The 25,298-nt window shown below is 72.8% G+C and carries 22 protein-coding genes and 1 pseudogene; 11 read left to right on the top strand and 12 right to left on the bottom strand.

The features are described from left to right. Positions 1-38 precede the first annotated feature (38 nt). Together ACFU5F_RS13920 and ACFU5F_RS13915 are read left to right on the top strand one after the other, a co-directional pair. On the top strand, positions 39-3,548 hold the full coding sequence (locus ACFU5F_RS13920) for a DNA polymerase III subunit alpha (RefSeq protein ID WP_383886512.1): 3,510 nt from the start codon (positions 39-41) through the stop codon (positions 3,546-3,548). Beyond that, positions 3,545-4,513, top strand: coding sequence for a hypothetical protein (locus ACFU5F_RS13915; protein ID WP_383886510.1), 969 nt, complete (start codon positions 3,545-3,547; stop codon positions 4,511-4,513). Before ACFU5F_RS13920 ends, ACFU5F_RS13915 begins: the two co-directional genes overlap by 4 nt. An 18-nt stretch (positions 4,514-4,531) precedes the next feature. On the opposite strand, the gene ACFU5F_RS13910 is transcribed toward ACFU5F_RS13915, so the two are convergent. Continuing rightward, positions 4,532-4,906 carry a cupin domain-containing protein gene (locus ACFU5F_RS13910; RefSeq protein ID WP_383886507.1) on the bottom strand — a complete coding sequence of 125 codons (375 nt, stop codon included), beginning with the start codon at positions 4,904-4,906 and terminating at the stop codon, positions 4,532-4,534. A gap of 123 nt (positions 4,907-5,029) precedes the next feature. Here ACFU5F_RS13910 and ACFU5F_RS13905 point away from each other — a divergent pair, with 123 nt between their 5' ends. Together ACFU5F_RS13905 and ACFU5F_RS13900 are read left to right on the top strand one after the other, a co-directional pair. Beyond that, positions 5,030-5,476, top strand: a complete 447-nt coding sequence (locus tag ACFU5F_RS13905) for a MarR family winged helix-turn-helix transcriptional regulator (RefSeq protein ID WP_383886504.1) — start codon at positions 5,030-5,032, stop codon at positions 5,474-5,476. Between the two features lie 173 nt (positions 5,477-5,649). Then, positions 5,650-6,519: an esterase/lipase family protein gene (locus tag ACFU5F_RS13900; protein WP_383886501.1), complete on the top strand. Its 870-nt coding sequence runs from the start codon at positions 5,650-5,652 to the stop codon at positions 6,517-6,519. 97 nt (positions 6,520-6,616) lie between these two features. Here the strand turns inward: ACFU5F_RS13900 and ACFU5F_RS13895 are convergent. Beyond that, positions 6,617-7,676 (bottom strand): annotated as a pseudogene (locus ACFU5F_RS13895) (lytic polysaccharide monooxygenase). Positions 7,677-7,956: 280 nt separating this feature from the next. Here ACFU5F_RS13895 and ACFU5F_RS13890 point away from each other — a divergent pair. Continuing rightward, entirely contained in the window at positions 7,957-8,721 is a 765-nt protein-coding gene (locus ACFU5F_RS13890) for a dienelactone hydrolase family protein (RefSeq protein ID WP_383886498.1), read from the top strand. 187 nt (positions 8,722-8,908) lie between these two features. On the opposite strand, the gene ACFU5F_RS13885 is transcribed toward ACFU5F_RS13890, so the two are convergent. Next, positions 8,909-9,043, bottom strand: coding sequence for a hypothetical protein (locus ACFU5F_RS13885; protein WP_267892331.1), 135 nt, complete (start codon positions 9,041-9,043; stop codon positions 8,909-8,911). A 137-nt stretch (positions 9,044-9,180) separates the two neighbouring features. Between ACFU5F_RS13885 and ACFU5F_RS13880 the strand changes: the two genes are divergently transcribed. Next, the gene (locus ACFU5F_RS13880; protein ID WP_383886495.1) at positions 9,181-9,855 is read left to right on the top strand and encodes a class I SAM-dependent methyltransferase; all 675 of its coding nucleotides are present in this window, start codon (positions 9,181-9,183) and stop codon (positions 9,853-9,855) included. On the opposite strand, the gene ACFU5F_RS13875 is transcribed toward ACFU5F_RS13880, so the two are convergent. Next, the gene (locus ACFU5F_RS13875) at positions 9,836-10,336 is read right to left on the bottom strand and encodes a DUF402 domain-containing protein (protein WP_383886492.1); all 501 of its coding nucleotides are present in this window, start codon (positions 10,334-10,336) and stop codon (positions 9,836-9,838) included. The two genes, ACFU5F_RS13880 and ACFU5F_RS13875, sit on opposite strands and share 20 nt — an antisense overlap. Next, positions 10,317-11,246: a GNAT family N-acetyltransferase gene (locus ACFU5F_RS13870; RefSeq protein ID WP_383886490.1), complete on the bottom strand. Its 930-nt coding sequence runs from the start codon at positions 11,244-11,246 to the stop codon at positions 10,317-10,319. The genes ACFU5F_RS13875 and ACFU5F_RS13870 overlap by 20 nt, the downstream gene beginning before the upstream one ends. 70 nt (positions 11,247-11,316) lie before the next feature. Here ACFU5F_RS13870 and ACFU5F_RS13865 point away from each other — a divergent pair, with 70 nt between their 5' ends. Continuing rightward, positions 11,317-11,685, top strand: a complete 369-nt coding sequence (locus tag ACFU5F_RS13865) for a GntR family transcriptional regulator (RefSeq protein WP_383886488.1) — start codon at positions 11,317-11,319, stop codon at positions 11,683-11,685. Between the two features lie 94 nt (positions 11,686-11,779). On the opposite strand, the gene ACFU5F_RS13860 is transcribed toward ACFU5F_RS13865, so the two are convergent. The 3 genes from ACFU5F_RS13860 to ACFU5F_RS13850 form a co-directional block, all read right to left on the bottom strand. Further along, positions 11,780-12,556: a DUF72 domain-containing protein gene (locus ACFU5F_RS13860; RefSeq protein ID WP_383886486.1), complete on the bottom strand. Its 777-nt coding sequence runs from the start codon at positions 12,554-12,556 to the stop codon at positions 11,780-11,782. Positions 12,557-12,635: 79 nt separating this feature from the next. Then, complete coding sequence (locus ACFU5F_RS13855) at positions 12,636-13,730, bottom strand: DUF5925 domain-containing protein (protein ID WP_383886484.1); 1,095 nt, start codon at positions 13,728-13,730, stop codon at positions 12,636-12,638. A gap of 129 nt (positions 13,731-13,859) precedes the next feature. Next, a complete protein-coding gene (locus tag ACFU5F_RS13850; protein ID WP_383886481.1) occupies positions 13,860-15,065 on the bottom strand; it encodes a S8 family peptidase in 1,206 nt (401 codons plus the stop codon). 314 nt (positions 15,066-15,379) lie between these two features. On the opposite strand from ACFU5F_RS13850, the gene ACFU5F_RS13845 reads away from it, so the two are divergent. Then, a complete protein-coding gene (locus tag ACFU5F_RS13845; protein ID WP_383886478.1) occupies positions 15,380-16,186 on the top strand; it encodes an SGNH/GDSL hydrolase family protein in 807 nt (268 codons plus the stop codon). Here ACFU5F_RS13845 and ACFU5F_RS13840 read toward each other — a convergent pair. The 4 genes from ACFU5F_RS13840 to ACFU5F_RS13825 form a co-directional block, all read right to left on the bottom strand. Further along, a complete protein-coding gene (locus tag ACFU5F_RS13840) occupies positions 16,170-17,924 on the bottom strand; it encodes a serine/threonine-protein kinase (protein WP_383886476.1) in 1,755 nt (584 codons plus the stop codon). The genes ACFU5F_RS13845 and ACFU5F_RS13840 overlap by 17 nt on opposite strands. 60 nt (positions 17,925-17,984) lie before the next feature. Further along, entirely contained in the window at positions 17,985-19,829 is a 1,845-nt protein-coding gene (locus tag ACFU5F_RS13835) for a nickel transporter (RefSeq protein ID WP_383886475.1), read from the bottom strand. After that, positions 19,826-21,520, bottom strand: coding sequence for a tetratricopeptide repeat protein (locus tag ACFU5F_RS13830; RefSeq protein WP_383886472.1), 1,695 nt, complete (start codon positions 21,518-21,520; stop codon positions 19,826-19,828). The genes ACFU5F_RS13835 and ACFU5F_RS13830 overlap by 4 nt, the downstream gene beginning before the upstream one ends. A gap of 136 nt (positions 21,521-21,656) precedes the next feature. After that, on the bottom strand, positions 21,657-23,180 hold the full coding sequence (locus tag ACFU5F_RS13825; protein ID WP_383886471.1) for a DUF4331 domain-containing protein: 1,524 nt from the start codon (positions 23,178-23,180) through the stop codon (positions 21,657-21,659). Between the two features lie 265 nt (positions 23,181-23,445). Between ACFU5F_RS13825 and ACFU5F_RS13820 the strand changes: the two genes are divergently transcribed. The 3 genes from ACFU5F_RS13820 (at position 23,446) to ACFU5F_RS13810 (ending at position 25,265) form a co-directional block, all read left to right on the top strand. Next, positions 23,446-23,988, top strand: coding sequence for a sigma-70 family RNA polymerase sigma factor (locus ACFU5F_RS13820; RefSeq protein WP_383886470.1), 543 nt, complete (start codon positions 23,446-23,448; stop codon positions 23,986-23,988). Positions 23,989-24,070: 82 nt separating this feature from the next. Then, on the top strand, positions 24,071-24,883 hold the full coding sequence (locus ACFU5F_RS13815) for an anti-sigma factor domain-containing protein (protein WP_383886468.1): 813 nt from the start codon (positions 24,071-24,073) through the stop codon (positions 24,881-24,883). 115 nt (positions 24,884-24,998) lie between these two features. Continuing rightward, entirely contained in the window at positions 24,999-25,265 is a 267-nt protein-coding gene (locus ACFU5F_RS13810; protein ID WP_383886466.1) for a hypothetical protein, read from the top strand. Positions 25,266-25,298 lie beyond the last annotated feature (33 nt).

Below are 25,298 nucleotides of genomic sequence, written 5' to 3'. Positions count from 1 at the left end.
TGGCCGGTCGAGTGGTGGATCGAGTGCGGGAGGTGTGTGTGCCGGGGTTCACGCATCTGCGCACCGCCTCCGGGTTCTCGTTGCGCCACGGGGCCTCGCATCCGGAGCGGCTGGCCGAGCGTGCCTCCGAGCGGGGCATGGACGCCCTCGCGCTCACTGACCGGGACACCCTCGCGGGTGCCGTCCGGTTCGCCAAGGCATGTGCCGGTGCCGGGATCCGTCCGCTGTTCGGGGCGGAGCTGGCGGTGGAGGTGCCCGAGGCCGCCGTACGCCGTGCGCGGCGGCGCGCTCCCGTGCGCGGGGGCGCCTTCATCGACGAGTCGACCCCCCGGGTGACGTTCCTCGCGCGCGAGGGCGCGACCGGCTGGGCCGAGCTGTGCAGAATCGTTTCGGCGGCGCATGCGGACCGCGGCCCGGGCGGCGGCGGGAGCGAGGTCCCGCCGCTGCTGCCCTGGTCGGAGTCGGCCGCCGAGGGTCTGACCGTGCTCCTGGGCCCCGCCTCCGACGTGGGGCGCGCGCTGGCCGCCGGGCGACCCGACCGCGCCGCGAAGCTCCTGGTGCCCTGGCGGGAGAGGTACGGCGACGCGCTGCGCCTGGAGGCGATGTGGCACGGCCGTGAGGGCACCGGCCCCGGCTCGCTGCGGCTGGCCGCCCGGACCGTCGGGTTCGCCGCCGAGCAGCGTGTACGTCCCGTGCTCAGCAATGCCGTCCGGTACGCCGACCCCGGTATGGGCCCGGTCGCCGACGTCCTGGACGCGGCCCGGCGGCTCGTCCCCGTCGACCCCCGGGGCGAGCTGGACTCCGGCGAGGCCTGGCTCAAGGGCGCGGACGCCATGCTGGGCGTCGCCGAGCGGGTCGTCGAGGCCGCCGGGTTCCGCCGCGACACCGCGCACCGGCTGCTGGAGCAGACCCGGGCCACGGCCGCCGAGTGCCTGGTCGACCCGGAGGACGACCTCGGTCTCGGCACCGTCCACTTCCCCGAGCCGCGCCTCGTCGGCGCCGGCCGCCGCACCGCCCAGCGGGCGCTGGCCTCACGGGCCGCGGCCGGGATGGTGCGGCACGGCTACGGCGCCCGGCGCGCCTACTGGGAGCGGATGCACCAGGAGCTGGACGTGATCGCCCACCACGGCTTCGCCTCCTACTTCCTGACGGTCGCCCAGGTCGTCGACGACGTACGGAGGATGGGCATCCGGGTCGCCGCGCGCGGTTCCGGCGCGGGCTCCCTGGTGAACCACCTCCTGGACATCGCGCACGCCGACCCCGTCGAGCACGGTCTGCTGATGGAGCGGTTCCTGTCCAGGCGGCGGGTCGCGCTGCCCGACATCGACATCGACGTGGAGTCCGCGCGCCGCCTGGAGGTCTACCGCGCGATCATCGGCCGCTTCGGCACCGAGCGGGTCGCGACCGTCGCCATGCCGGAGACGTACCGGGTCCGCCACGCCGTCCGGGACGTGGGCGCGGCCCTCTCCCTGGACCCCGCCGACATCGACCGGATCGCCAAGTCCTTCCCGCACATCCGGGCCCGCGACGCGCGCGCGGCGCTCGACGAGCTGCCCGAGCTGCGGCAGTTGGCGGGGGAGAAACAGAGGTACGGCAGGCTGTGGGAGCTGGTCGAGGCCCTCGACGCCCTCCCGCGCGGAGTCGCCATGCATCCGTGCGGGGTGCTCCTGTCCGACGCCTCCCTGTTGAGCCGTACGCCGGTGATGCCGACCAGCGGCGAGGGGCTGCCCATGTCCCAGTTCGACAAGGACGACGTGGAGGATCTCGGGCTGCTCAAACTCGATGTGCTGGGCGTGCGGATGCAGTCGGCGATGGCGCACGCGGTGGCGGAGGTGGCCCGGGCGACGGGGGAGCGGGTCGACCTGGACGCGCTCGACTTCGAACGTGGCGCGGGCGATCCGGCGACGTACGAACTCATCCGCTCCACCGAGACGCTGGGCTGCTTCCAGATCGAGTCGCCGGGGCAGCGGGACCTGGTGGGGCGGCTGCAGCCGGCCACGTTCCACGACCTCGTGGTCGACATCTCCCTCTTCCGGCCCGGTCCGGTCGCCGCCGACATGGTGCGGCCGTTCATCGCGGCCCGGCACGGGCGGGCGCCGGTCCGTTACCCGCACGAGGATCTGGCGGAGCCGCTGCGGGAGACGTACGGCGTGGTCGTCTTCCACGAGCAGATCATCGACATCGTGCACCTCATGACCGGCTGCGGCCGGGACGAGGCGGACCGGGTGCGGCGCGGGCTGTCCGACCCGGAGTCGCAGGGGCGGATCCGGGTCTGGTTCGCCCAGCACGCCGCCGCGAAGGGATACGACGCCGAGACGATTCGGCGGACCTGGGAGATCGTCGAGGCCTTCGGGTCGTACGGCTTCTGCAAGGCGCACGCGGTGGCGTTCGCGGTGCCGACGTACCAGTCGGCGTGGCTGAAGACGCACCATCCGGCGGCGTTCTACGCGGGGCTGCTCACGCACGACCCCGGGATGTATCCGAAGCGGCTGCTGCTGGCGGACGCGCGGCGGCGGGGGGTGCCGGTCCTGCCGCTGGACGTGAACCGGTCGGCGGTCGCTCATCGTATCGAACTGGTGTCTGAATCAAAGGGGTCGGGGGAGGAGCGGACCTGGGGGATCCGGCTCGCCCTCTCCGACGTCCACGGCATCAGCGAGGCCGAGGCGGCGCGGATCGCGGCCGGGCAGCCGTACGCCTCGCTGCTGGACTTCTGGGAGCGGGCGCGGCCGAGCAGGCCCCTGGCCCAGCGGCTCGCCCAGGTCGGCGCGCTGGACGCCTTCGGTGCCAACCGGCGTGATCTGCAACTGCACCTGACCGAACTGCACCGGGGCGCCCGGGGCGCGGGCGGCGGGCAGCTGCCGCTGTCCGGCGGTCGCAGGACCGCCCCCGCCGGGCTGCCGGACCTGTCCTCCGCGGAACGGCTCAGCGCCGAGCTGGGCGTGTTGTCGATGGACGTCTCCCGCAATCTGATGGACGACCACCGGGCGTTCCTCGACGAGCTGGGCGTGGTGTCGGCGCGGCGGCTGCGCGAGACGCGGCACGGGGAGACGGTCCTGGTCGCGGGCGCCAAGGCGGCGACCCAGACCCCGCCCATCCGCTCGGGCAAACGGGTCGTCTTCACCACCCTCGACGACGGCACCGGCCTGATCGACCTCGCCTTCTTCGACGACTCCCACGACGCCTGCGCCCACACCGTCTTCCACTCCTGGCTGCTGCTGGTGCGCGGGGTGGTGCAGCGGCGCGGCCCGCGCAGTCTCAGTGTGGTGGGCGCCGCCGCCTGGAACCTCGCCGAACTGGTGGAGCTGCGGCGCGAGGGCGGCCTCGACGCGGTGGCACCCCGGCTGGCGGAGCCCGTGGACACCGGTGCCGCCCCCGAGGACGCGGCCTCCGACGGCGGCCGGCGCGGTGACTCCGGCCGGCGGATCCGTATGTCCACCGGCTATCAGATGAATCCATGGGCCGATCTGCGGCCCGCGGGCGACGAGCCCTCACAAGGTCCTTCTCGGATACGGAAGTTGTGGCACCAGAGTCCAGGGAGTGCGGGATGACCATCCTCTGCGTACGTTTCCAGCTGCCGCCGAAGTACGAGGCCGCCCTGCCCGGTCTCCTCGGTGTGGTCGAGGACTTCACCCCGGTCGTGGAGGCGCTGCCGCCGGACGGGGCACTGGCCGATCTGCGGGGCGCCGAACGGTACTTCGGCCGGGACGCCGGGGAGCTGGCCCGGCTGATCCGGGTCCGCGCCCTCGCGCTGTACGGCGTCGACTGCCTGATCGGCGCCGGGCCCGGACCGCTGACGGCGCGGCTGGCGCTGGGTGCGGCGGCGCCCGGGTCGCCGTGCGCGGTGCCCGAGGACCTCGTCGTGGACTTCCTCGCCGAACTGCCCGTCGCCGCACTGCCCGGCGTCGGCACCGCGACCGCCCGCACCCTGTGCGAGTACGGCCTGGAGACCCTCGGTGCCGTCGCCTGCGCCCCCCTGTCCACGCTCCAGCGCCTGGTCGGGGCGAGGGCCGGCCGCGACCTGCACGAGAAGGCGAACGGCGTCGACCGGGGCCGGGTCGTACCGAACGCCGCCGCGCGCTCCCTCGCCACCGAACAGACCTTCTCCCGTGACGAGTTGAACCCGGACCGGCACCGCCGCGCCCTGCTCGCCGGCACCGCCGAACTGGGTTCCCGACTGCGCGCCCTGGAGAAGGTCTGCCGCACCCTGACCCTCACCGTCCGCTACGCCGACCGGTCCTCGACGACCCGCACCCGCACCCTCGGGGAACCGACCGCGCACTCCCCGGCGCTGACCTCGACGGCCTACGCCCTGTACGACGCCCTCGGCCTCCAGCGGGCCCGCGTCCGCGCGATCGCCCTGCGCGCCGAGGGCCTCACCCCCGCGGACCGGGCCTCCCACCAGCTCGCCTTCGACCCCGTCGACGAGAAGGTCCGCCGTATCGAGGAGGTCGCCGACCGTGCCCGGGCGAAGTTCGGCCCCCGGGCGGTGATGCCGGGGACGCTGGCCGCGTGACTCCGCCTCGTGGCGCGGTCAGTTGGCCCACGGCGGCACGATCCGGGTGCCGTCGGCCAGCTCCGCCTCCAGGCCGAGCGAGGTGGCGACCCAGGTGACGGCGGTCTTCGCCGTCGGGTTCTCGACGGCGAGGGTGGCCCCCGCGTTGACGATCAGCGTGTCACCGGCGGCGACCCGCTCGGTGCGGCCGTCCAGTGTGACCACCAGCTCGCCGCTGAGCAGATGCAGGATCTCCTCCCTGGTGACGGTGTGCGCGGGCGCCTTGGTCCCCGGCGGGATCTCGCCCCGCCAGGCGGCCAGTTCCCGGCTGCCGGTGCGGGGAGTGGCGTGCGAGACGAAGCGGGCGCCGTGGATCTCGTGCGTGACGGCTTCGGACGGGCGGACGACAGGCATGGGGGCCTCCTGGGACGAACGGGTCGGGCGGACGGGCGGATGGACAGATGATCAAGTGGCTTGACCATCTGGTCATATAGTCAAGTTGCTTGACCAATTCGTCAAGGGTGTTTCAATGCAGGCGTGCAGAACTCCGAAGCCCTGGCCCTGACCGCCGCCCTGCTCGCCGCCGCCGGCGACCTGACGCGCCGCATCGACGAGGGGGTCGCCGCCCGCGGCTTCGAGGCGCGGACCTCGTACGGCTTCGCGTTCACCCGGCTCGCCCCGGACGGGGCCACGGTCACCGACCTCGCCGCCCACCTCGGGGTGACCAAGCAGGCGGCCAGTCAGCTCGTCGACGAGCTGGTGCGCAAGGGGTACGTCGAGCGGCGGCCGCACCCCGCCGACGCGCGGGCCCGACTGGTCGTGCTGACCGAACACGGGTGGGCCTGCACCCGGGCGGCGGAGGAGGCGGCGGCCGAGGTCGTCGCGGAATGGGCCGCATCGCTCGGCGGGGAGGGTGAGGTGCGGGCGTTGCGCGACCGGCTGGCGCGGATCGCGCCGTACGGTCCGATCAGGCCCGCCTGGTGACGGTTCCGCGTCACGTGTCAGTGTTCCCGACCTTCACTTGAAGTTTTTACTGACGCGTAACTTCCCACTTTTTCTACTCGCCCGTAACTTGGCGAAGAAGAACAGCATCCTCGTGATCCGGATCACAGGGCGTACGCCGTCGCACATCCCTTGAGCCGCAAGGAGATCACTCGATGCTGCCCTGGAAGCGCCTGATCAGACCGCTGGCCGCCCTGTGCCTGGCCGCCGCGGCGACCGTCGTCCCCGCCACCGCCGCCGAGGCCGCCGACACGGCCGCCGCACCCAGCCGTGGCTGGAACGACTACTCCTGCACACCCTCCAGCGCCCACCCCCGCCCCGTCGTCCTCGTCCACGGAACGTTCGCGAACTCCGTCGACAACTGGCTCGGCCTCGCCCCCTACCTCGTGAACCGGGGCTACTGCGTCTACTCGCTCGACTACGGCCAACTCCCCGGCGTCGCCTTCTTCAACGGGCTCGGTCCCATCGAGAAGTCGGCGGAGCAGCTCGACGCCTTCGTCGACCGCGTGCTCGCCGCGACCGGCGCCGCCGAGGCCGACCTCGTCGGCCACTCCCAGGGCGGCATGATGCCCCGCTACTACCTCAAGTTCCTCGGCGGAGCCGCGGAGGTGAACGCCCTCGTCGGCATCGCCCCCTCCAACCACGGCACCACCCTGAACGGCCTCACCGGACTGCTCCGGTACTTCCCCGGCGCCGGCGACCTGCTGTCCCGCGCCACCCCGGCCCTCGCCGACCAGGTGGCCGGTTCCCCCTTCCTGACGAAGCTCAACGCGGGCGGCGACACCGTCCCCGGTGTCACGTACACGGTCCTCGCCACCAAGTACGACGAGGTGGTCACCCCCTACCGGTCCCAGTTCCTCAGCGGACCGAACGTACGCAACATCGTCATCCAGGACCTGTGCGCGCTCGACCTCTCCGAGCACGCGGCGATCGGACTGCTCGACCGCGTCGCGTTCCACGAGGTCGTCAACGCCCTCGACCCGGCCCACGCCACCCCGACGAACTGCCTCTCGGCCGTCGGCTGACACGTGTGCGCACACACCGCCGGGGCCGCCCGGCGGTGCGTACGCGTGCTGCCGGGGCCTGTCCGGCCTGAGCCGCCCGACAGGCCCCGGAAGTTCCTCAGCGACCGTGCCGCCCGCCGGTCGTCGCACGGCGGCGGGCCGCGGCGAAGAGCAGGGCGGAGCCGAGGGCCAGGACCGCCCCGCCGCCGAGCGCCACGTAGGGGGTCATGCCCTCGCCGCCGGTGTCGGCGAGAGCCTCCGCACCGCCGACGGGCTCCGCGAGGCGGCCCGCGCCCCCCTCCTCCGCGGCCCGCCCGGTGTCCGTCGTCGACTTCGCGGTCGGTGCCACGTCGGCGGCCACCTTCTCGGACGTCCTCGCCGACGCCTTCGCCGATGCCTCCGGCGCGGGGTCCGTCGTCGTGCGCGTGGCGTCGTCGCCGTGACCGCCGTGACCGACCGTCGACCTGTCGGTGCCGTCCTCGATCTGCTCGTCGGAGGGCGCGGACGCGCCCGGCCCGGCCGCGGTGCCGCCGAAGGTGACGTCCGAGCAGGAATAGAACGCCTCCGGGCTGTCCGAACGCTGCCACACCGCGTACAGCACATGCCTGCCGGAGCGCTGCGGGAGAGTGCCGGAGAACGTGTAGAAGCCGCCCGACGCGACCGGGTCGGTGGCCTTCGCGACCGGGTGCGCGAGGTCGAGGTCGTCCCAGCCGAGCGGCCGGGACGGATCGTGGCCGGGCTTGGTGACGTACACCTCGAAGGTGCCCTTGTGCGGGGCCGTCACCGTACCTGAAGGTGTACGACCCGGCACGCACGCCGGTCGCCGGCCAGTCGGCACGGGCCAGGTCCAGGCCCCGGAACGCCTCGTCGCCCGCGCCGCACAGCTCGCCGTCGGGGATCAGCTCACGGTGGCGGCCGGCCGCCTCGCCGATCCGTACGCCGTTCCAGTCGTAGAGCGCCTGGGTGCCGCCGGCCGCGACCGCCGCCGCGCACGCCGCCGACCCCGGGCTCTCGGGCCCCTCCGCGTAGCACTGCGCCACCCGGCTCACCGGGTCGCTCATCGAACCGTGCGCCGCGGCCGGCCCGGCGGCGCACACGGCCAGGGCGAGCGGGGTGACACCGGCGACGGCCGCGGTGGCGAACGCGGCGGCCTTGCGGCGGGCGGCGGGCACGGGCATGGCGGTGCGCTCCTCACACGGTCCTGTACGGCTCCGGGGTGGGTCCCGGACACCGGGGGCGATCAGCAAGCTAGCCCCGGAGAACCGTGGAATCGCCTGTCGGGGGCGAGTGCGGCGGATCCTTATGGTGGCGTTAAGGAGGGGCTAACCGAGGGCTCAGGAACGGGCGTTCCCCTCCGGTCCGGTGATCCCTCTCTTACCCGGGCGCGGAACAATGCGGTCGCCCGCGTCCGTTGACGACCGGACGAGGACCGGTCGCCCAGAGGAATGAGGAACGCCCATGACCGCCGTACGCGGAACCACCGTGGACATCACCACCGAGGACGGCACGGCCGACGCCTACCTCGTCCACCCCGACGACGACACCACGCATCCGGCGGTCCTGTTCTACATGGACGCGTTCGGACTGCGGCCCCATCTGCGGGGCATGGCCGACCGGCTGGCCGCTGCCGGATACACGGTCCTCGTGCCCAACGTCTTCCACCGGTCGGGACGGACCCCGCTGTTCGACCTGCCCGAGTTCATCGACCCGGCCGCACGGCCGGAGATCTGGGGCCAGATCCTCCCGGCCATGCAGGCGCTGACACCGGAGCTCGCGCTGCGGGACGCGCCGGCCTGGCTGGACACGCTGGCCGGCAGCCCGCATGCCGCCGCCGGGCCCGTCGGGATCACCGGGTACTGCATGGGCACCCGGCTCGCCCTGCACACCGCCGGTGCCTTCCCGGAGCGGGTCGCCGCCGCGGCCGGCTTCCACGGCGGGGGCCTGGCCACCGACGCGCCCGACAGCCCGCACCTGGCGGTGGCCCGGATCACCGGCGAGGTGTACCTCGGCCACGCCGACGAGGACCCGTCCCTGCCGCCGGAGCAGATCGACCTGCTCGACAAGGCGCTCACCGCGGCGGGGGTCCGCCATCGCACCGAGGTCTACACCGGCGCCTCGCACGGTTACACCCAGGCCGACACCGCCGCCTACGACGCCGAGGCGACGGCACGCCACTGGACCGCGCTGCTGGACCTGCTGGACCGCAACCTCAAGCGATCCTGATCCGGAACCGGCTCCGACCCGGCCCGTACACGGAGGTGCCCCCGGTCCGGGCCGAGGGCACGCTCCACACCGACACACAGACGCGGTGGGTGACGCGGTGGGCGGAGACACGAAAGGGATGACGTGGAGGGCCGTCCGGACGGCGTGGGCGGATGGCCGGCGGGGCCGACCGGCCAGGGGTGCCGGGTCAGCCGTCCGGCCACCAGGTGCGCGCGATGTCCTTGCGCACTTCCCGGCGTTCGACGGGACGTTCCTCGGCCTCGTCCCGCACCCGGCGGGAGGTGGACTTCCTCAGGGGCTTCTGCACGGTCGTACGGCGCATGGCTGCCTCCTTGCGTCTACCGGGTTCCGCGTTTTCACGGAGGTAGACCCTTTCCGGGAGCGTTACTCATCGTTCGTGCTGTGTCAGTGGCGGCTGTCACCATCTGGACTGTCAGTGGCAGGTGTCACTCTGGCGGCATGACCAACATCGACGACGGTGAAACCTCCCCGGCCCTTCGAACACCGGACAACCCGGGGGCAGATGACCCTCCGGGAGCCGTCGACTGGGACGCCGAAGCCCCCTCTTTCGACGACGAACCCGATCATGGCCTGCGGGAACCCGCCGTCCGGGAGGCCTGGGCGGCCCGCCTGCGGGACTGGCTGCCGCGCCGCGGCTGCGACGTGCTGGACCTCGGCTGCGGCACCGGGAGCCTGTCACTCCTCGCGACCGAGCAGGGGCACCGGGTGACCGGCGTCGACGCCTCCCGGGCCATGGTCTCCCTCGCCCGCGCCAAGCTCGCCGGACGCCCCGCGGTGTTCCTCGTCGGCGACGCGGCCGCCCCGCCCGTGGGCGAGGAGCGCTTCGACGTGGTCCTCGTCCGTCACGTGCTGTGGACCCTGCCCGATCCCGGCCGCGCCCTGCGCCACTGGTGCGGCCTGTTGCGGCCCGGAGGCCGGCTCGTGCTGGTCGAGGGGGTGTGGGGCACGCTCTCCCCGGCCGGCATACCCGCCGGGCGGCTGTACGGGCTGGTGGCGCCGCTGGTGTCGGACGCGCGGGTGGTGCGGCTGGAGGACGACTCCGCGCTGTGGGGGAGGGAGGTCGAGGACGAGCGGTACGCGGTGGTGGCCCGGCTCAGCCCAGCAGGGCCGTGAAACCGCCCTCCCGCGCCAGGAGTTCCAGTTCGTCGAGGGCCGCCACGGCCGCCGCCGCGGCCTCCGGGTCGCTCTCCACGAGCCCGCTCTCCGCGAACTCGTCCTCGTCCAGCCGCACGACGTCCGTGCCGTCGGCGGAGCGCCACAGGTCCAGGTCGAGGTCCTCCACGACGAGTTCCCCGCCGGAGAGGGTGGCGGGCCTGGTGATGTCGCAGTACCAGCCCTTCAGCGTGCCCCGGGCGTCCCTGACCTCCTTCACCGCGTACCACCGGTCGCGCCAGTAGTGCTCGGTGAACACGTCACCGGGCTCGAAGCGTACGAAGCCGAAGTCCCGTACGCCCTCGCTCGCCCAGGCGGCGCGGACCACGACCCGGACGCCGTTGTCGCTCACCAGCCGCGCGGGGTAACGGATCTTCGTACGGCCCGCCTTGAGCAGGACCACTTCCACCTCCGCCGCCGGCTCAGCCGAGTTCACGGACATACCGCACCTCCGTCGCACAGACCTCGTACCCGAACCACTTGTTGACCGCGAGCATCGGGCCGTTGCCGGTGTCGTTGCCCGTGAACGCCTCCGTACAGCCGGCCGCACGCGCGCGGTGCAGGGAGTCGTTCTTGGCGAGCTTGGCCAGACCCCGGCCGCGGAAGGCGCGGGCGGTGCCCGTCATCCCCGTGAAGTAGCGGTCCCGGCCGTCGGTGCGGACCGCGGTGAACGCGGCGGGTCTGCCGTCCACGACGACCACCGTGCTCAGGGCGTGGTCCAGCAGGGGGTGACGGTAGGTCTCCGCGAGCCACGACTCGTAGTCGTCGAACTCCGCTTCGAGGTCGCCGGGTTCGTCCGCCGAGACCTCCGCGTCCAGGTCGAACAGGGGGCGCGGGTCGTCGGCGAAGTCGGCGGCCGTGCGCAGTTCCACGCCCGGGGGCGGGTCCGCGAGCGGCGGGAGGGTGCCGTGGGCCAGGTCCAGCCGGAGGAAGTGCGCGGAGCGGCTGGACGTGTAGCCGCGCCGCTCCGCGAACGCCCGGTTCTCCGGGGTGTCCAGCACCCAGGCCAGCAGCCGCTTCGCCCCCACCGCCGCCAGCCGCTCCTCGGCGGCGCGCACCAGGAGCCCGCCGGCCCCCCGGCGTGGACGGTCCGGGTGCACGTACACGTTCAGGTAGCCCTGGCCCGGTTCGGGGCTGTCGTCGGCGATGCCCAGCTGTACGGTGCCGATCACCTCGCCGTCCGCCTCGGCGACCAGTTGCCGGTAGTGGGCCTCGGGAGCCGCGTGGGTGACGTCGTGGAGCAGGGACTCGGCGGTGCTGACCATGAAGGGCAGGGCCAGGCGCCGTACCTCGACGAAGGCCCCGGCGTCCACGGGGTCGGCGGCGCGGAGGGCGCGCACGATCACTGTCATGGGTGCGCACGCTACGGGGCCGCGCGGTGGGCTGCCTCCGAATTTCCGCCGGGTACGGGACAATCGCCGCGTGACCTTGAAGATTCGCATCGTGGAGGGGGGCGCGCCCTACGAGCAGGTGCGCGCCCAGATCTCGGAGCAGGCCCACTCCGGCGTGCTGCCCGTGGGGTACCGGCTGCCGACCGTACGGGGGCTGGCCGAGCAGCTCGGGCTCGCGGCCAACACCGTCGCCAAGGCGTACCGGGCGCTGGAGACGGACGGGGTGATCGAGACGCGGGGGCGCAACGGCACGTTCGTGGCGGCCGCCGGCTCGGCCGCGGAGCGCGAGGCCGCGGCGGCCGCCGGGGCGTACGCGGAGCGCGTGCGCCGCCTCGGCCTCGACGAGGCCGAGGCGCTGGCGGTGGCCCGGGACGCGCTGAGGGCCGCGTACGCGGAGTAGGGCCCTTTCACGGAGGGGGAGCAGAGCCTCTGGGCGGGGCTCGCGCCGGTGGCTCGGATCCATGTGCGGCCGCTCGGGTCTCCGTGCCGACGGCTCAGGTCCGCTGCGGTCGGACCGGTTCCGGTGTGCGGGTCGGCCGCAGGCCCGCCCCTCGTGCCGCGCTCGCGAACACCGTCGCGTCCCGCACCGCCGCCGCGTGGGGGTCGTTGTTGAAGTAGACATGGGCGTCGGCGTCGGCGGGCCAGGTGTCGGCGATGCGGTGGGCCCAGGTCGTCAGGGCCTGGCGGCCGTAGTGCGGCCAGGGGCGCGCCCGGCCCTGGTGGAGGCGGAGGTAGCACCAGTCCGTGGTCCGCCACAGGGGGGTCGCCGGGCGGGACCGGGAGTCGGCCCAGCACAGGGCCGCGCCGTGGGACTCCAACACCTCGCGGATCCCGGGGGTCCACCAGGAGTCGTGGCGGGGCTCGACCGCGATCCGGGTGCCGGCGGGGAAGCACGCCAGGCAGGCGCTCAGGAGGTCCGCGTCGGCCCGCAGGGTGGGCGGCAGCTGGAGCAGGACCGGGCCCAGCCGGTCGCCCAGGCCCCGCGCGTGGCTCATCAGGCGGTGCACCGGCTCCTCGGGGTCCCGCAGCCGCTTGATGTGGGTCAGGTACCGGCTCGCCTTCACCGCGACGACGAAGTCCTCCGGCACCCTCTCCCGCCACGCCTCGAAGTTCTCCCGCGTGGGCAGACGGTAGAACGCGTTGTTGATCTCGACCGTGGCGAAGCGGGCCGCGTACTCCTCCAGCCACAGCCGGGCCGGGCAGCCCTCGGGGTAGAGGGCGCCGCGCCAGTCCTTGTACTGCCACCCCGACGTGCCGACGAACAGGGTCATACCTTCATGTAAGCACCGGGAGGCCGGGAGAACACCGCGACGGGACCGCCTGGGCGCCATCGCCTACCGGCACCACCGCCTACAGGTACAGGCCCGCGTCCGCTCCGCCCCTCGGCTCCGGGACGGACGTCGGTGACGTGCCGCGGCGCAGCGCGTACAGCTCGGCCAGCGTCGCGCCCTCGCGGCCGACGCCCTCCTCGGTGCCGAGCCAGCCCACCGCCTCCGCGCGGGTCAGGGCGCCCACCTCGATCCGGGCGAGACAGCGGCCGGGGCGCACCACGGCGGGGTGCAGGCGCTCCAGGTCCTCGTTGGTGGTGACGCCGACGAGGACGTTGCGGCCCTGTCCGAGGAGGCCGTCCGTGAGGTTCAGCAGCCGGGAGAGCGCCTGGCCCGCCGTGTGCTTGGCCTCGCCCCGGATCAGTTCGTCGCAGTCCTCCAGGAGCAGGAGCCGCCAGCGGCCCTTGCCGTTCGAGTCGTCCTCGCCGATCGCGATGTCCATCAGATATCCGACGTCGGAGAACAGCCGCTCGGGGTCCAGGACGCAGTCGACCTGACACCAGTCCCGCCAGGAGCGGGCCAGCGTGCGCAGGGCGGAGGTCTTGCCGGTGCCGGGCGGGCCGTGCAGCAGCAGGAGGCGGCCCGCGATGTCCTCGGGGGTCGTCTTCATCAGCCGGTCCATCGCGTCCGCCACGGGCGCGGTGTAGTTGGGCCGCACCTCTTCCCAGGTGCCCGCCGAGATCTGCCGGGTCGTGCGGTGCGGGCCCCGGCGTGGCGAGACGTACCAGAAGCCCATCGTCACGTTCTCGGGCTGCGGCTCGGGCTCGTCGGCGGCGCCGTCGGTGGCCTGGCCGAGCACCTTCTGGGCCAGCTCGGCGGTGGTCGCGGTGACCGTGACATCGGCGCCCCTGTTCCAGCGGGAGACCAGGACGGTCCAGCCGTCGCCCTCGGCGAGGGTCGCGCTGCGGTCGTCGTCCCGCGCGACCCGCAGCACGCGGGCGCCCGGCGGCAGCAGGGTGGCACCGGACCGTACCCGGTCGATGTTCGCAGCGTGCGCGTAAGGCTGCTCGCCCGTCGCGAAACGGCCGAGGAACAGCGCGTCGACGACATCGGACGGGGAGTCGCTGTCGTCGACGGTGAGCCGGATCGGCAGAGCGTCGTGTGGGTTGGCAGACATGGCGCCATGATCCGTCACCGGGGGCTCCCCGTGCACCCGCTTTCCGCGGCGCGCCGCCGGACACGGGAACTCCCTGGAGGAGGCACGCCTCCTCCAGGGGAACTCCTGTTCACATGGCGGCGGTTGCCGTTACGGGACGATCTGCAGCAGCCGGTTCGGGGAACCGGTTCCCGGGCCGGTGACCTTGCCGGTGACGGCACCGGCGGTCAGGGCCGAGGCGACCTGGGCCGGGGTGGCCGAGGGGTGGCCGGCCAGGTAGACCGCGGCCGCGCCCGCGACGTGCGGGGTGGCCATCGAGGTGCCCGAGATGGTGTTGGTCGCGGTGTCGCTGGTGTACCAGCCGGCCGTGATCGACGAGCCCGGCGCGAAGATGTCCAGGACCGAGCCGTAGTTGGAGTAGCTCGCCCGGGCGTCCGTGTTGGTGGTGGCGCCGACCGTGATCGCCTCGGTGACGCGGGCCGGTGAGTACGAGGAGGCATTGGCGCTGCTGTTTCCGGCCGCGACGGCGTAGGTCACGCCGCTGGATATGGAGTTGCGGACGGCCGTGTCGATGGCGGTGGAGGCGCCGCCGCCGAGCGACATGTTGGCGACGGAGGGGCCGCTGTGGTTCGCGGTCACCCAGTCGATACCGGCCACGACACCCGCCGTGGTGCCCGAGCCGGCGTTGTTGAGCACGCGCACGGCCACGATCCTCGCCTGCTTGGCGATGCCGTAGGTCGAGCCCGCGATGGTGGAGGCGACGTGCGTGCCGTGGCCGTTGCCGTCCTGCGCCACGTTGTCGTTGGAGACGGCGTCGTAGCCGTTGAAGGCCCGGCCGCCGAACTGGGCGTGCGAGATGCGTACGCCGGTGTCGATGACGTACGCCGTGACTCCGCTGCCCGCGCTGTCCGGGTAGGTGTACGTGCCGGAGAGCGGCAGCGACGCCTGGTCGGAACGGTCCAGGCCCCATGGGGCGTTGGTCTGGGTGGCGTCCGCCGTGACGACCTGGTCGGCCTCGACGGAGGCGACCGCGGGGTCGGCGGCGAGTCTCTTCGCCTCGGTGGCGGAGAGCCGGGCCGAGTAGCCGTTGAGCGCGGACTTGTAGGTCCGCTTCACCGTGCCGCCGTACTCCTCGACCAGGTCCTTGCCGGCACTCGACGCGGCCTTGAGGCCCGCGCCCTTCTTGAGCGTGACGATGTAGCTGTCCTTGACGGCGGTGGGGGAGCCGGCCGCGAGCACTGTGCCCTCGGCCGGGGCGGCCTGGGCGGGGAGCGCGGTCAGACCGCCGAGCAGGGCGGCGGTCGCCAGGGTGGTGACGGCGGCGACGCGGATGTTCTTGATACGCAGGTGTGCCATTACGAGGGTTTCCTCCTCATAGGCGACGCGCGTCTGGGTGGGGCGCGCGTTCGTGGGGGGTGCGTGCGGGATCGCGCGCACGGCCGGGAACGTCGCGTTCCGCTCGCGGCTGTAAGCAGACTGAGTGCTCTACGGGTGCAGCTCAAGAGAGTTGAAGCGTTGTCATGTTTCTGTCACACACCCGAAATCGAACGCGAGTGGAACACGGTGGGTACGTTCGCTTGCGGACCGGAAAGTATTGACATGGACACTTCCGATCAACACGCGTAGTTGCTACGACGGTTGAGGCAGAGATCCTGCTAAAGGGAGGTTCCATGAGACGTTCCCGACTTGCGGCATACCTGACCTCACTCCTCCTCGCCGCCGGCGTCGCCCTCACCGGGGCCACGACGGCGCAGGCGTCCCAACAGGCCGCCGCCACCGGCTATGTGGCCCTCGGAGACTCCTACTCCTCGGGCGTCGGCGCGGGGAGCTACATCTCCTCCAGCGGCGACTGCAAGCGCAGCACGAAGGCCTACCCGTACCTCTGGGCGGCCGCAAACTCACCCTCGTCCTTCACCTTCACGGCCTGCTCGGGCGCCCGAACGGGTGATGTTCTGGCGAACCAGCTGGGACCGCTCGGCCCGGGCACGGGGCTGGTCTCCGTGAGCGTCGGCGGCAACGACGCCGGCTTCGCCGACGTGATGACCACCTGCGTGCTGCAGTCCGACAGTTCCTGCGTCGCGCGCATCAACACCGCGAAGGCGTACGTCGACTCGACGCTCCCCGGTCGGCTCGACGAGGTCTACTCGGCGATCAGCGCCAAGGCACCGGCCGCCCATGTGGTGGTGCTCGGCTACCCCCGCTTCTACCAGCTGGGCGGCACCTGCCCCGGCCTCTCGCAGACCAAGCGGTCCGCCATCAACAAGGCGGCCGACTACCTGAACACCGCGATCGCCAAGCGCGCCGCCGACCACGGCTTCACCTTCGGCGACGTCCGCTCCGCGTTCACCGGGCACGAACTGTGCTCGGGCAGCGCGTGGCTGCACAGCCTCAACCTGCTGAACGTGGGCGAGTCCTACCACCCGAAGGCCGCCGGGCAGTCGGGCGGCTATCTGCCGGTCTTCAGGAGCGCTGCCTGACGGCTCCGTCCCGGGCCCCGGTGAGGGCACCGGCCTCGTCGTCGTAGTCGGCGTCGGAGTCGCCGTACTCGCCGGGGTTCTCCCCGTCGTCGCCGGGGGAGGTCCCGCCCGTGGTCGGGGACTCCGTCTCGCACGTCACCGAGAACGAGACGGAGTTGGACTTCTTGTTCACCGGACCGCGGACCTCGACGCTGATCTCGTCCTCGTGACTGCCGTTCGTCGAGACGACGACCTGGTCCCGCTTGGTCTTCTCGCCGCCGGCCGGGAAGGACAGCGTCTTCCAGCCGGTGTCGTCGATCTGCCCGTTCTTCGCCACCCAGCGGTACTGGACGTCCACGGGGACGTTGCCCACGGTGAACGTCGCGGTGAAGTTGGGCACCTGGTCGTCCGGCGGCGGACAGGTGCCGGAGTAGTCGGTGTTCGCGCCCGTCACCGTCACGTCGACCGTCTGCGCGGGCGGCTTGCCGGTCGGCTTCTCCTCCGGTGTCTCGGAGGGGGTCTCGCTGTCCTCCTCCGTGGCGCCGCCGCCGGGCTCCTCCTCGCCCGTACCGCCGTCCGCCGTCCCCCCGTCGGTCCCGCCCACCGTGCCCGCCCCGTTGGTGGGGTTGCCGTCCTTCGCTCCGTCGTCACGGTTGACCCAGGCGTACGTCAGTCCCGCGACGGCGAGGGCGATCGCCGCGATACCGGCGACCAGGAAGACGAGGGCGCGGCGGTTGCGCTCCGGCCCGTCGGCCGGCACCGCGGAGCGGCGGGTCGCCGCCGCGGCCGGGAGGGGACGCGGCGGGGTCGGCGGCCCGGACCGGCTCGTGCCCCCCGCGCCCGCCGCGGGGAGGCCGGTCGCCGTCGGGCTGTAGGGGCCGGGCGCGACCGTGCCGGAGCGCGTGGTGCCCGCGCCGGAGGGCGTACCGCCGGCGCCGATGATCCGCAGGTCCCGCTCCGCCTGCTCGGCGGACGTCCGGTCGGCAGGATCCTTGCGCAACAGCCCCTCGATCACCGGGGCCAGCGGACCGGCCCGGTGCGGCGGCGGAAGCTCCTCGTCGACGACCGCGCGCAGGGTGCTCAGCGGGGTGTTCTGCCGGAACGGGGAGTTGCCCTCGACCGCCGCGTACAGCAGCACGCCGAGCGACCACAGGTCCGACTCCGGGCCGAACGCGCGGCCGAGCGCGCGTTCGGGAGCGAGGAACTCGGGGGACCCGATGACCTCGCCCGTCATGGTCAGCGCGGAGCTGCCCTCGACCGTGGCGATACCGAAGTCGGTGAGGACGACCCGGCCGTCGTTGGACATCAGCACGTTGGCCGGCTTCACGTCCCGGTGCAGCACCCCGGCCTCGTGCGCGGCGCGCAGCGCGGACAGCACCTCGGCGCCGATGTGCGCGGCGCGCTGCGGGTCCAGCGGGCCCTCGGCGTCCAGGAGGTCGGCGAGCGACACGCCGCGCACCAGCTCCATCACGATCCACGGGCGGCCGTCCTCCATGGCCACGTCGTACACGGTGACCACGTTGCGGTTGGCGACCCGGGCGGCCGCCCACGCCTCACGCTCCAGCCGGGCGTACATCCGCTCGACGTCGGACACCGGGATCCCGCCCGGAGCCTTCACCTCCTTGACGGCGACCTCGCGGTGCAGGACCTCGTCACGGGCCCGCCACACGGTCCCCATGCCGCCCTCGCCCAGCGGGGTCAGCAGCCGGTACCGGCCCGCGATCACCCGTTCACTGCCCGGTTGTTCGGACACGGCCACCCCTCGTCACTCGCATCCGTCCGCAATCTCCACTCCGAGCGATTTCCCCACAAAAGTAGCTCAGCCTAGGGCGGATGTTGCCCCCCTGAACACCAAACCAGCCCCCAGGGCGACAACCAGCAGGGCCGAAGCCAGCGGCACGGTCCTGCGCACCAGCGCGGCCGTCGGCCCGCCGAGCCTGCCCTCGCCCCGGTCCATCACCCGCGTCACCCAGCCGCCCGCCTTCACGACGGCGTACCCGGCCGCCGTCAGCGTGAGGGCCAGCCCGATGCCGTACGCCACCACGAGCAGCAGCCCGAACCACGCCTTGCCCAGCGCCGCCGCGCCGACCAGGACGACGACGGCCGACGGGCTCGGCACCATGCCGCCCGCGAAGCCGAGCAGGATCGTGCCGCGCAGGGTGGGGGCGGTGGGGTGGGTGTGGGTGAAGCCGCCGTGGGTGTGCGTGACGCCACCGCCGAAGAGGGAGCGCTTCTGGTCGGGGGTGTGGTCGTGGTCGTGCGTGTGGGTGTGATCGTGGCTGTGCGAGTGGTCGTGCCCGTGGTCATGGTCGTGACCGTGGGTGTGCTTGTGGTCGGTGCCGTGGCTGTGGGTGTGTGTCTCGGCCGGCGTGTGTTCGTGGGTGTGGGGCGCGACCGACGCGTGGGCGTGCGCGTGGGTGGGTGACGGGGAGGCCTGGGCGAGGACGAGTTCGCGGTCAGGCTCGGGCGCGTGGGTGTGCGTGTGGGAGTCGCCGTCGCCATGGCCGTGGGAGTGCTCGTGACCGTGCTCGTGGTCATGGCCGTGGTCGGGCTCGTGCTCGTGGTCATGGCCGTGGTCATGGCCGTGATCGTGCGTGTGGCCGTGGCCGTGGGCCTTCGCGTGCGTGAGCGTCAGCTTGCGGTTCAGCCAGGCGCGTCGGGCGAGCGTCACCCCCGCGCCCATCACGAACAGGCCGCTGGCGATGCCCAGCCAGGTGATCACGGACGGGGCGGCGGCGGAGCCCGCGAGGACGAGCAGGCCGAGGGCGACGACGCCCAGGGTGTGGGTGACCGTCACGGACGCGGCCATGGGCAGCACGTCGCGCATCCGGGCCCGGTCGCGGGCTGCGGCCGTCGCGGCCATCAGGGTCTTGCCGTGACCCGGGCCGAGCGCGTGCATGGCGCCCAGGAACATGGCGATGCCGAAGGCCAGGGCGCCGAAGCCGAGGGTGAGGTCGTGGCTGGAGACCAGGTCGTCCAGGGCCCTGGTCCAGCGGTCCGCGCCCCGCGGGAGGATCGAGGCGCCGGGCGCGTCGCCCCGCTGCTCGGCCAGCGCCGGTCCGCCCGGCTTCACCTGGAGGGAGGCCGTCGCCGTGTCCTCCGGCGACTGCAGCAACTCCTCCGGGTAGCTCGTGAGCCGCTTCGAGACCGACTCCTCGGGCACGTCCGACCCGGTCAGGGTCGTCCGGTCGCCCTGCGCGGTGACCTCGCGCCACCCGGGCCCGGAGTCGACGGCCGCGTGGAAGCGTACGTCGGCGGCCCGGTCGGGCAGCGCGGCCGTCAGCCGGCACTCCACGCGCAGTGTCTTCAGCCCCGCCTGGCCGGGCCGTTCCTCGGCCCGGCTCGACCCGAGCGCCAGGTCGACGGCGCTCCCGTCGACGGTGACCTCGCTGCCCTCGGCGGCCTTCTCGCACCGCTCCCGGGCCCAGTCGCGCACGCCCTGCCGCTCGATGGCGGGCGCGGCCTGGGTCGCCGGGATCTCCGCGAGGTCCTCGACGTGGAGGATCCTCAGCTGCCCGGGGGTGGCGACCAGACCGTCGTACCGGTTGACGGTGAAGTTGCCGAGCGGGTGCGCGCTCGCCGTCCCGGTGGGGACGAGGACGAGTGCGCAGGCGGCCAGGAAGACCGCCGTGCCGGAGGCGAACAGGCGCCGGGGAGTGGTCACTTGGCGGACTCCAGGGACTTCAGGGTCTTACGGGCCTGTGCCGCGCCGAGCGGTGAGAAACCGGCGTTGAGGCCGAGCGCCTCCTTCAGCGAGGCCCTGGCCGCCTTCTTGTCGCCGGCCGCGTTCTCGACCATGCCCCGGTGGTACAGGAACGTCGCGTCCCGGTAGCCGGTGGCGGTGGCGCGGCGGGCGTACGGCAGGGCCTCGTCGTCGCGGCCGTTGACGTGCAGCGCCCAGGCGAGGGCGTCCGCGGTGTGGACCGTCTCGCGGCGCTTCCACTCGGCCTCGGCGGCCTTGAGCGCGGCCTTGCGGTCACCGTGGTCGGCGGCGGCGAGCGCGGTGTCGAGGTCGGCGTTGACGCCGTAGGACCGGGCGATGGCGGTGTAGGCGTCGACCAGCGCGTACTGGTCGCCCGCCTTGGCGCGGTCGCCCTTCGCCTCGTACAGCTCGCCGAGGACGACGAGCGGTCCCGGCAGCGGATAGGCGGCCACGACCTGCTCCAGGCCGCGGATCGCCTCCGCGGTGTCGCCGCTCGCGGCCTGCGCGCGGGCGCGGCCCTCCAGGGCGGGAAGGTAGGTGTCGTCGGCGCCGAGGGCGCGCGCGTAGTGGGCGAGCGCCGCCTTGTAGTCGCCCTGCCGCCAGGAGAGCTGGCCGAGCTGGGTGGCCACGTAGGCGATGTCGCCCCGGCCGGCCGCCGAGTCCAGGGCCAGGTTCAGCACACGGCGGGCGGTCTTCACATCGCCGCGCAGCTCGTGGACGTAGGCGTACCGGGTGAACACCGGGATGCCGGGGCGGCGGGTGTCGGCGAGCTTCACGGCCTTCAGCGCGTCGTCGTAGCGGCCCAGTTCCACCAGGGCGTCGACGCGGCTGCACAACGCCCGCTCGCTGTACGGGTTCTCCTTGAGGGCCCGGTCCGCGTACCGCAGCGCGTCGCCGAACTCGTGGCGGGCGGCGGCGAGGGCGGCGAGGCCCGCGAGCGCCGGGTCGTTGTCCGGCCGCAGCTTCAGCGAGCGCCGCAGGGCCTTCTCCGCCTGGGGGTAGCGGGAGGAGTCGCCCTTGACGCGGGCCTGCTCGACGTAGGCGAGGCCGAGAGTGGACCAGGAGCCGAAGTCCTTGGGCTGTTGCCTGAGGTGGGCCTGGAGCTGCTTGACGCCCGTGTCCAGGTCGCCGTGGGAGAGCTGGGCGGCCGAGACTCCCGGCGAGGTCGACACGGCCACCGTCGCCCGGTCGTCGTCCTTGGCCCCCAGCGCCACGGCGAACCCGGTGAACGCGACGGCCAGCGCGGCCGCGCAGGCGGTGAGCCGCGCCGCCCGCCGCCGGGCGGACTCGGGCCGACGCCCGCGCCCGGAACCGACGGGCGCCGACTCGGGCTCGGCCGCGGGGGCCGGAACGGACGCGGCGGTGCGGGCCTCGGCGTCGGCCGGGGTGGCACCGGCCGAGGCGGCGTCCGGCTCGGAGCCGGACGCCGAGAGGTCGGCCGAGGCGGCGTCGGACTCGGAGCCGGCCGCGGTGACACCGGAAGGGGAGACGCCGGCGGAGGACAGGTCAGGAGAGGACACGTCCGGGCAGGACCCGTCGGGTCCGGCGGCGGAGGCGGACGCGCAGCGGTCGCCGGCGTCGGCCTCGGGAGCCCCTTCGCCGGGACGCGGACGCCCGTCCTGCGACGCGCTGTCGTTCGTACGCGGGGACATGCCCTCTCCTCAACATCCTTGCCGGGCGCGGTGTTCGTGATCGTGGGGCGCGGCCCGCACCGTGGGGGATGGATACGGGCGGGCCGCGCCGGCCTCGGTGGCCGGGCCCCCTGGGGGAGGGCCCGGCCGGTCCGGCCTAGTAGTAGGCGCGGTCGTTCCGGCGGCGCCACCACAGCAGGCCGCCGCCGACGAGCAGGACACCGGCCGCGCCGGCGCCCGCCGAGGCGGCGATCAGCGTGGTGTCGTCGCTGCCGCCCTCGACACCGGTGCCGATCGCGCTGCGGACGCTGTTGGTGGTGTTGCCCTTGACGGTCTTGCCACGCGAACCGGCCGTCGGCAGACCGACGTACGGGAAGGAGTGGCCGAACTTCTTGTCGTTCTTGTTCACCGCGTCACCCAGGTCGTTGGGTGCGTCGACGAGTTCGCCCTCGACGACCTGCAGCGCGATGTCGATCACGTCGTCGGTGAGCCGGCGTCCGTTCGGGAAGCCCTGGTTGTCGCCGTCCAGCACACCGAGCCGCTTCGGCTTCTTGGTGGGCTTGATGGAGGTGTTGAGGCGCAGCTGCTCCGACGGGGTCACGCGCGGCGGCTGGTTGAGGCCCTCGACACCCTTGAGGAAGACGTCGACGAGGTCGTTGCGCGGCTCCTTGGGCGCGGGGATCTTGTAGATCGCCTCGATGAGCTTGGGCAGCTCCGGCTCGGTGACGTTCTTCAGGAACTGGGCGTCGTCCGACGGCGAGGACGCGTTGAACTTGTCCTTGTCCCCGATGGGGTTGACGACCTCGTTCACCAGCGGCATGCCGAGGCGCGAGACCTGGCGGTACTGGCCGTCGGCCCCCACCCGCTGGGTCGTCGACCAGATACCGACGATCGGCTGGTCCTTGGACTGCACGAGCGCGGCGCTCGGGACCTGCAGGGCGATCGAGTTGACGTTGTAGCCCTTGAGGGTGTCCCGCCCGACCTCGGAGAGGTCGCCGCCGTACAGCAGGTCGAAGACGCGCAGGTCCAGGAAGAACGGGTCGTCGGCCTGGCCGGCGTACGTCGTCACCCCGCTCGCCGTCTTGTAGACCGCCTCGTCGCGCAGCTTCCTGAAGTTCGGCATCGACGCCTTGCCGACGTTGGACGGCGCCACCCACACGTCGTCCGCGAGCTTCGTCTTGGAGACCACGCGGCGGTTCTTCAGCTTGAAGAGATCGATGTCGTAGGTCTGCGTGATGTTGAGGTCCGGGTCGTCGAGGCTCTCCACGACGCCCGTGTTGTACAGGAAGGTCTTGTCGTTCTTCGTCTTCGTGTCGAACGTGTACCGGAAGACCAGGTCTTCCCGCGCGTCGCCGTCCTGGTCGACGCGGATGTCGTACTGCGCGTCCTCGGAGAAGGTGAAGAAGTTCGGTCCGCCCGCGGGCTCCTCGAAGGGGATCCAGTTCGCGATGACCGTCGTCGTGTCCGGCTTGTCGGGGCTGACGAAGGCGTAGACGTCGGTGTTGTCGAACTGGGGCTGCCCCGAGATCAGCGGAGCCTCGCGGTGGCTGGAGGCGGAGGCGGCCCCCGGCTCCAGCACGGTCACGCCGGCGGCTGCGAGCCCTCCGGCGGCCAGCGAAGCACAGATGAGGGACGCGATGCTCCGCCGTCCCGAGCCGCTCCTGGAAGTAGGTGTCGTCATGCCGTCCGTCCTCTGTCCCAACTTGCCTGACGAACGCCATTCGGAGCGGTCGGCAGGGTGGATTGGTCGAATCCCAAACGTTCTTACGGAGCGTTTGAAAGGTTGTCTCAGCGGAGAGCACGATTCGTTGATCCGATGTTCGGATCGGTCGACCGGAGACCCGCGTTTTGGGCAGTCCGATCCGTACCCCCATCCGGAGGTGGGTCGGTTGCGAATGCCTTACGCGCGGGGATGGCCGTGCTCGGCCGGAGACGAGGGGGAGCGTGTGGAGGCGGACAAGCTTCTGGTCCGGGTGGCCGGGGGCGACCAACGGGCGTTCGAGGAGCTGTACGCAGTGGTGTCCGGCCCGGTCTTCGGGCTGGTCCGCCGCGTCGTACGCGACCCCGCGCAGTCGGAGGAGGTGGCTCAGGAGGTGCTGCTCGAACTCTGGCGTTCCGCGGGCCGGTTCGATCCGGCCCGGGGCAGCGCCCTGTCCTGGATACTCACCCTCGCGCACCGGCGGGCGGTGGACCGGGTGCGCAGCGCCCGTGCCGCCACCGAACGCGAGCAGCGCGAGGGACGGCGCCACCACCACCCCGCCTTCGACCAGGTCGCCGAGGAGGTCGAGGCCGGCCTCGAACGCCAGTGGGTGCGCCACTGCCTCGACAGGCTGACCACCCTCCAGCGCGAGTCCGTCACCCTCGCCTACTACGACGGCTACACCTACCGTGAAGTGGCCGAGCGGCTCTCCTGCCCGCTCGGCACGGTCAAGACCCGTATGCGCGACGGACTCACTCGGCTGCGCGAATGCCTGGGAGGAGTCGCATGAGCGCCCTGATCCGCCGCGTGGGATCCGGGGGTCCGCGCACCCGCGCGGCCCGCCGGGCGTGTGGGCCGAGGGGAGGCGCGGCATGAGCCTCTTCCGACGCGAGGATCTCCACTCGCTCGCCGCTCCCTACGCGCTCGACGCCCTGGAGCCCGACGAACGGCGACGCTTCGAGAAGCACCTGGAGGGCTGCGACCGCTGTCCCGCCGAGGTGCGCGCCCTGTCCGAGGACGCCGTCCGCCTCGCCTGGTCCACGGCCGCCCCGGCGCCGGCGGCGCTGCGCGACCGGGTCTTCGCCGCCGTACGCAACACGCCCCAGGAGTACCGTTCCTGGAGCGCGCAGCCCTCGCGGCCGCAGCATCTGCCGCGACATGTGTGGGGCACCGAGCCGCCGCCGAAGTCGCGCGCCCGTGCGCCCCGTCTGCGCTCTTGGCTCGTTCCGCTGGCCACCGTCACCGCCGCCGCCGCGCTCGTGGTGGCCTCCCTCTTCGCCGTCCAGGCCGACCGCTCCCGGGACGAACTGGCCTCCGAGCGGGCACGGGCCAGTGAGATCGCCCACGTTCTCGCCGCGCCGGACGTCCGCGCGAGCAGCGACCGGGACACGGAGGGGCATGCGATCGGAGTGATCGCTTCCGCGGAGGAGGGGAGCGCGATCGTGACCCTCAGCGGATTCGAGAACCTGCCGAAGAACCGGGTGCACCAGCTCTGGCTCATGCGCCCCGACGTGCAACCACGCTCCCTGGGTCTCTTCGTCGGCGACACGCCCTTGGTCGCCGACGGAATGAACACCGACGCGACGTCACTCGCCGTGACCGTCGAACCCGACGGAGGATCAGCGCAGCCCACCGGCCAGCCAGTTGTCCAACTCGCCCTGGAATCGGTTGGATTCGGAGAGTAGTCAACAACCTCCTTGCGGGGTAGAGGAATAGCGGGGCCGTGATTCCCGAGTGCTCCAACGGGGCGATATGGTTACGCTGCCCGGGCCGGGTGGACTCGTACGGGTGGGGAGTGACATGGAACAGATAGCAGTGCGCAGGGCGCGAGTCCCTGCGGTCACATGCGGGAGCACCGCGACCAGTTCGCGGCTCGACCGCCATCTCTCGGTGCTGAGCGGCCCCGCCGTGCCGCAGCGTGAGGCCGCCGAGGCGACCTCGCTGATGCGCGAGCTGACGTCACGTTCCCCACAGGAGCGCAGCAGCCGCAAGGACACGCGCGTCGGCAGGGTCTCGCTGTTCGCACCCCTGAAGAGGCTGCGCCGCTCGCTGTTCGGCAGCCGCTAGCACCTTCCCGCACCTCAAGGGCTTTTCCGCAGG

Source organism: Streptomyces sp. NPDC057438 (assembly GCF_042802995.1).
GTDB lineage: Bacteria > Actinomycetota > Actinomycetes > Streptomycetales > Streptomycetaceae > Streptomyces.
The sequence above is the reverse complement of the archived record's forward strand: the minus strand, read 5'-3'. Positions and strand labels throughout refer to the sequence as shown.

Excerpts from the sequence above, each read along its gene's own strand:
- ACFU5F_RS13915 (WP_383886510.1), top strand. The coding sequence starts at position 3,545 with ATGACCATCCTCTGCGTACGTTTCCAGCTGCCGCCGAAGTACGAGGCC.
- ACFU5F_RS13910 (WP_383886507.1), bottom strand. The coding sequence starts at position 4,906 with ATGCCTGTCGTCCGCCCGTCCGAAGCCGTCACGCACGAGATCCACGGC.
- ACFU5F_RS13900 (WP_383886501.1), top strand. The coding sequence starts at position 5,650 with ATGCTGCCCTGGAAGCGCCTGATCAGACCGCTGGCCGCCCTGTGCCTG.
- ACFU5F_RS13890 (WP_383886498.1), top strand. The coding sequence starts at position 7,957 with ATGACCGCCGTACGCGGAACCACCGTGGACATCACCACCGAGGACGGC.
- ACFU5F_RS13885 (WP_267892331.1), bottom strand. The coding sequence starts at position 9,043 with ATGCGCCGTACGACCGTGCAGAAGCCCCTGAGGAAGTCCACCTCCCGC.
- ACFU5F_RS13880 (WP_383886495.1), top strand. The coding sequence starts at position 9,181 with ATGACCAACATCGACGACGGTGAAACCTCCCCGGCCCTTCGAACACCG.
- ACFU5F_RS13875 (WP_383886492.1), bottom strand. The coding sequence starts at position 10,336 with ATGTCCGTGAACTCGGCTGAGCCGGCGGCGGAGGTGGAAGTGGTCCTG.
- ACFU5F_RS13870 (WP_383886490.1), bottom strand. The coding sequence starts at position 11,246 with ATGACAGTGATCGTGCGCGCCCTCCGCGCCGCCGACCCCGTGGACGCC.
- ACFU5F_RS13860 (WP_383886486.1), bottom strand. The coding sequence starts at position 12,556 with ATGACCCTGTTCGTCGGCACGTCGGGGTGGCAGTACAAGGACTGGCGC.
- ACFU5F_RS13855 (WP_383886484.1), bottom strand. The coding sequence starts at position 13,730 with ATGTCTGCCAACCCACACGACGCTCTGCCGATCCGGCTCACCGTCGAC.
- ACFU5F_RS13850 (WP_383886481.1), bottom strand. The coding sequence starts at position 15,065 with ATGGCACACCTGCGTATCAAGAACATCCGCGTCGCCGCCGTCACCACC.
- ACFU5F_RS13845 (WP_383886478.1), top strand. The coding sequence starts at position 15,380 with ATGAGACGTTCCCGACTTGCGGCATACCTGACCTCACTCCTCCTCGCC.
- ACFU5F_RS13830 (WP_383886472.1), bottom strand. The coding sequence starts at position 21,520 with ATGTCCCCGCGTACGAACGACAGCGCGTCGCAGGACGGGCGTCCGCGT.
- ACFU5F_RS13825 (WP_383886471.1), bottom strand. The coding sequence starts at position 23,180 with ATGACGACACCTACTTCCAGGAGCGGCTCGGGACGGCGGAGCATCGCG.
- ACFU5F_RS13815 (WP_383886468.1), top strand. The coding sequence starts at position 24,071 with ATGAGCCTCTTCCGACGCGAGGATCTCCACTCGCTCGCCGCTCCCTAC.
- ACFU5F_RS13810 (WP_383886466.1), top strand. The coding sequence starts at position 24,999 with ATGGAACAGATAGCAGTGCGCAGGGCGCGAGTCCCTGCGGTCACATGC.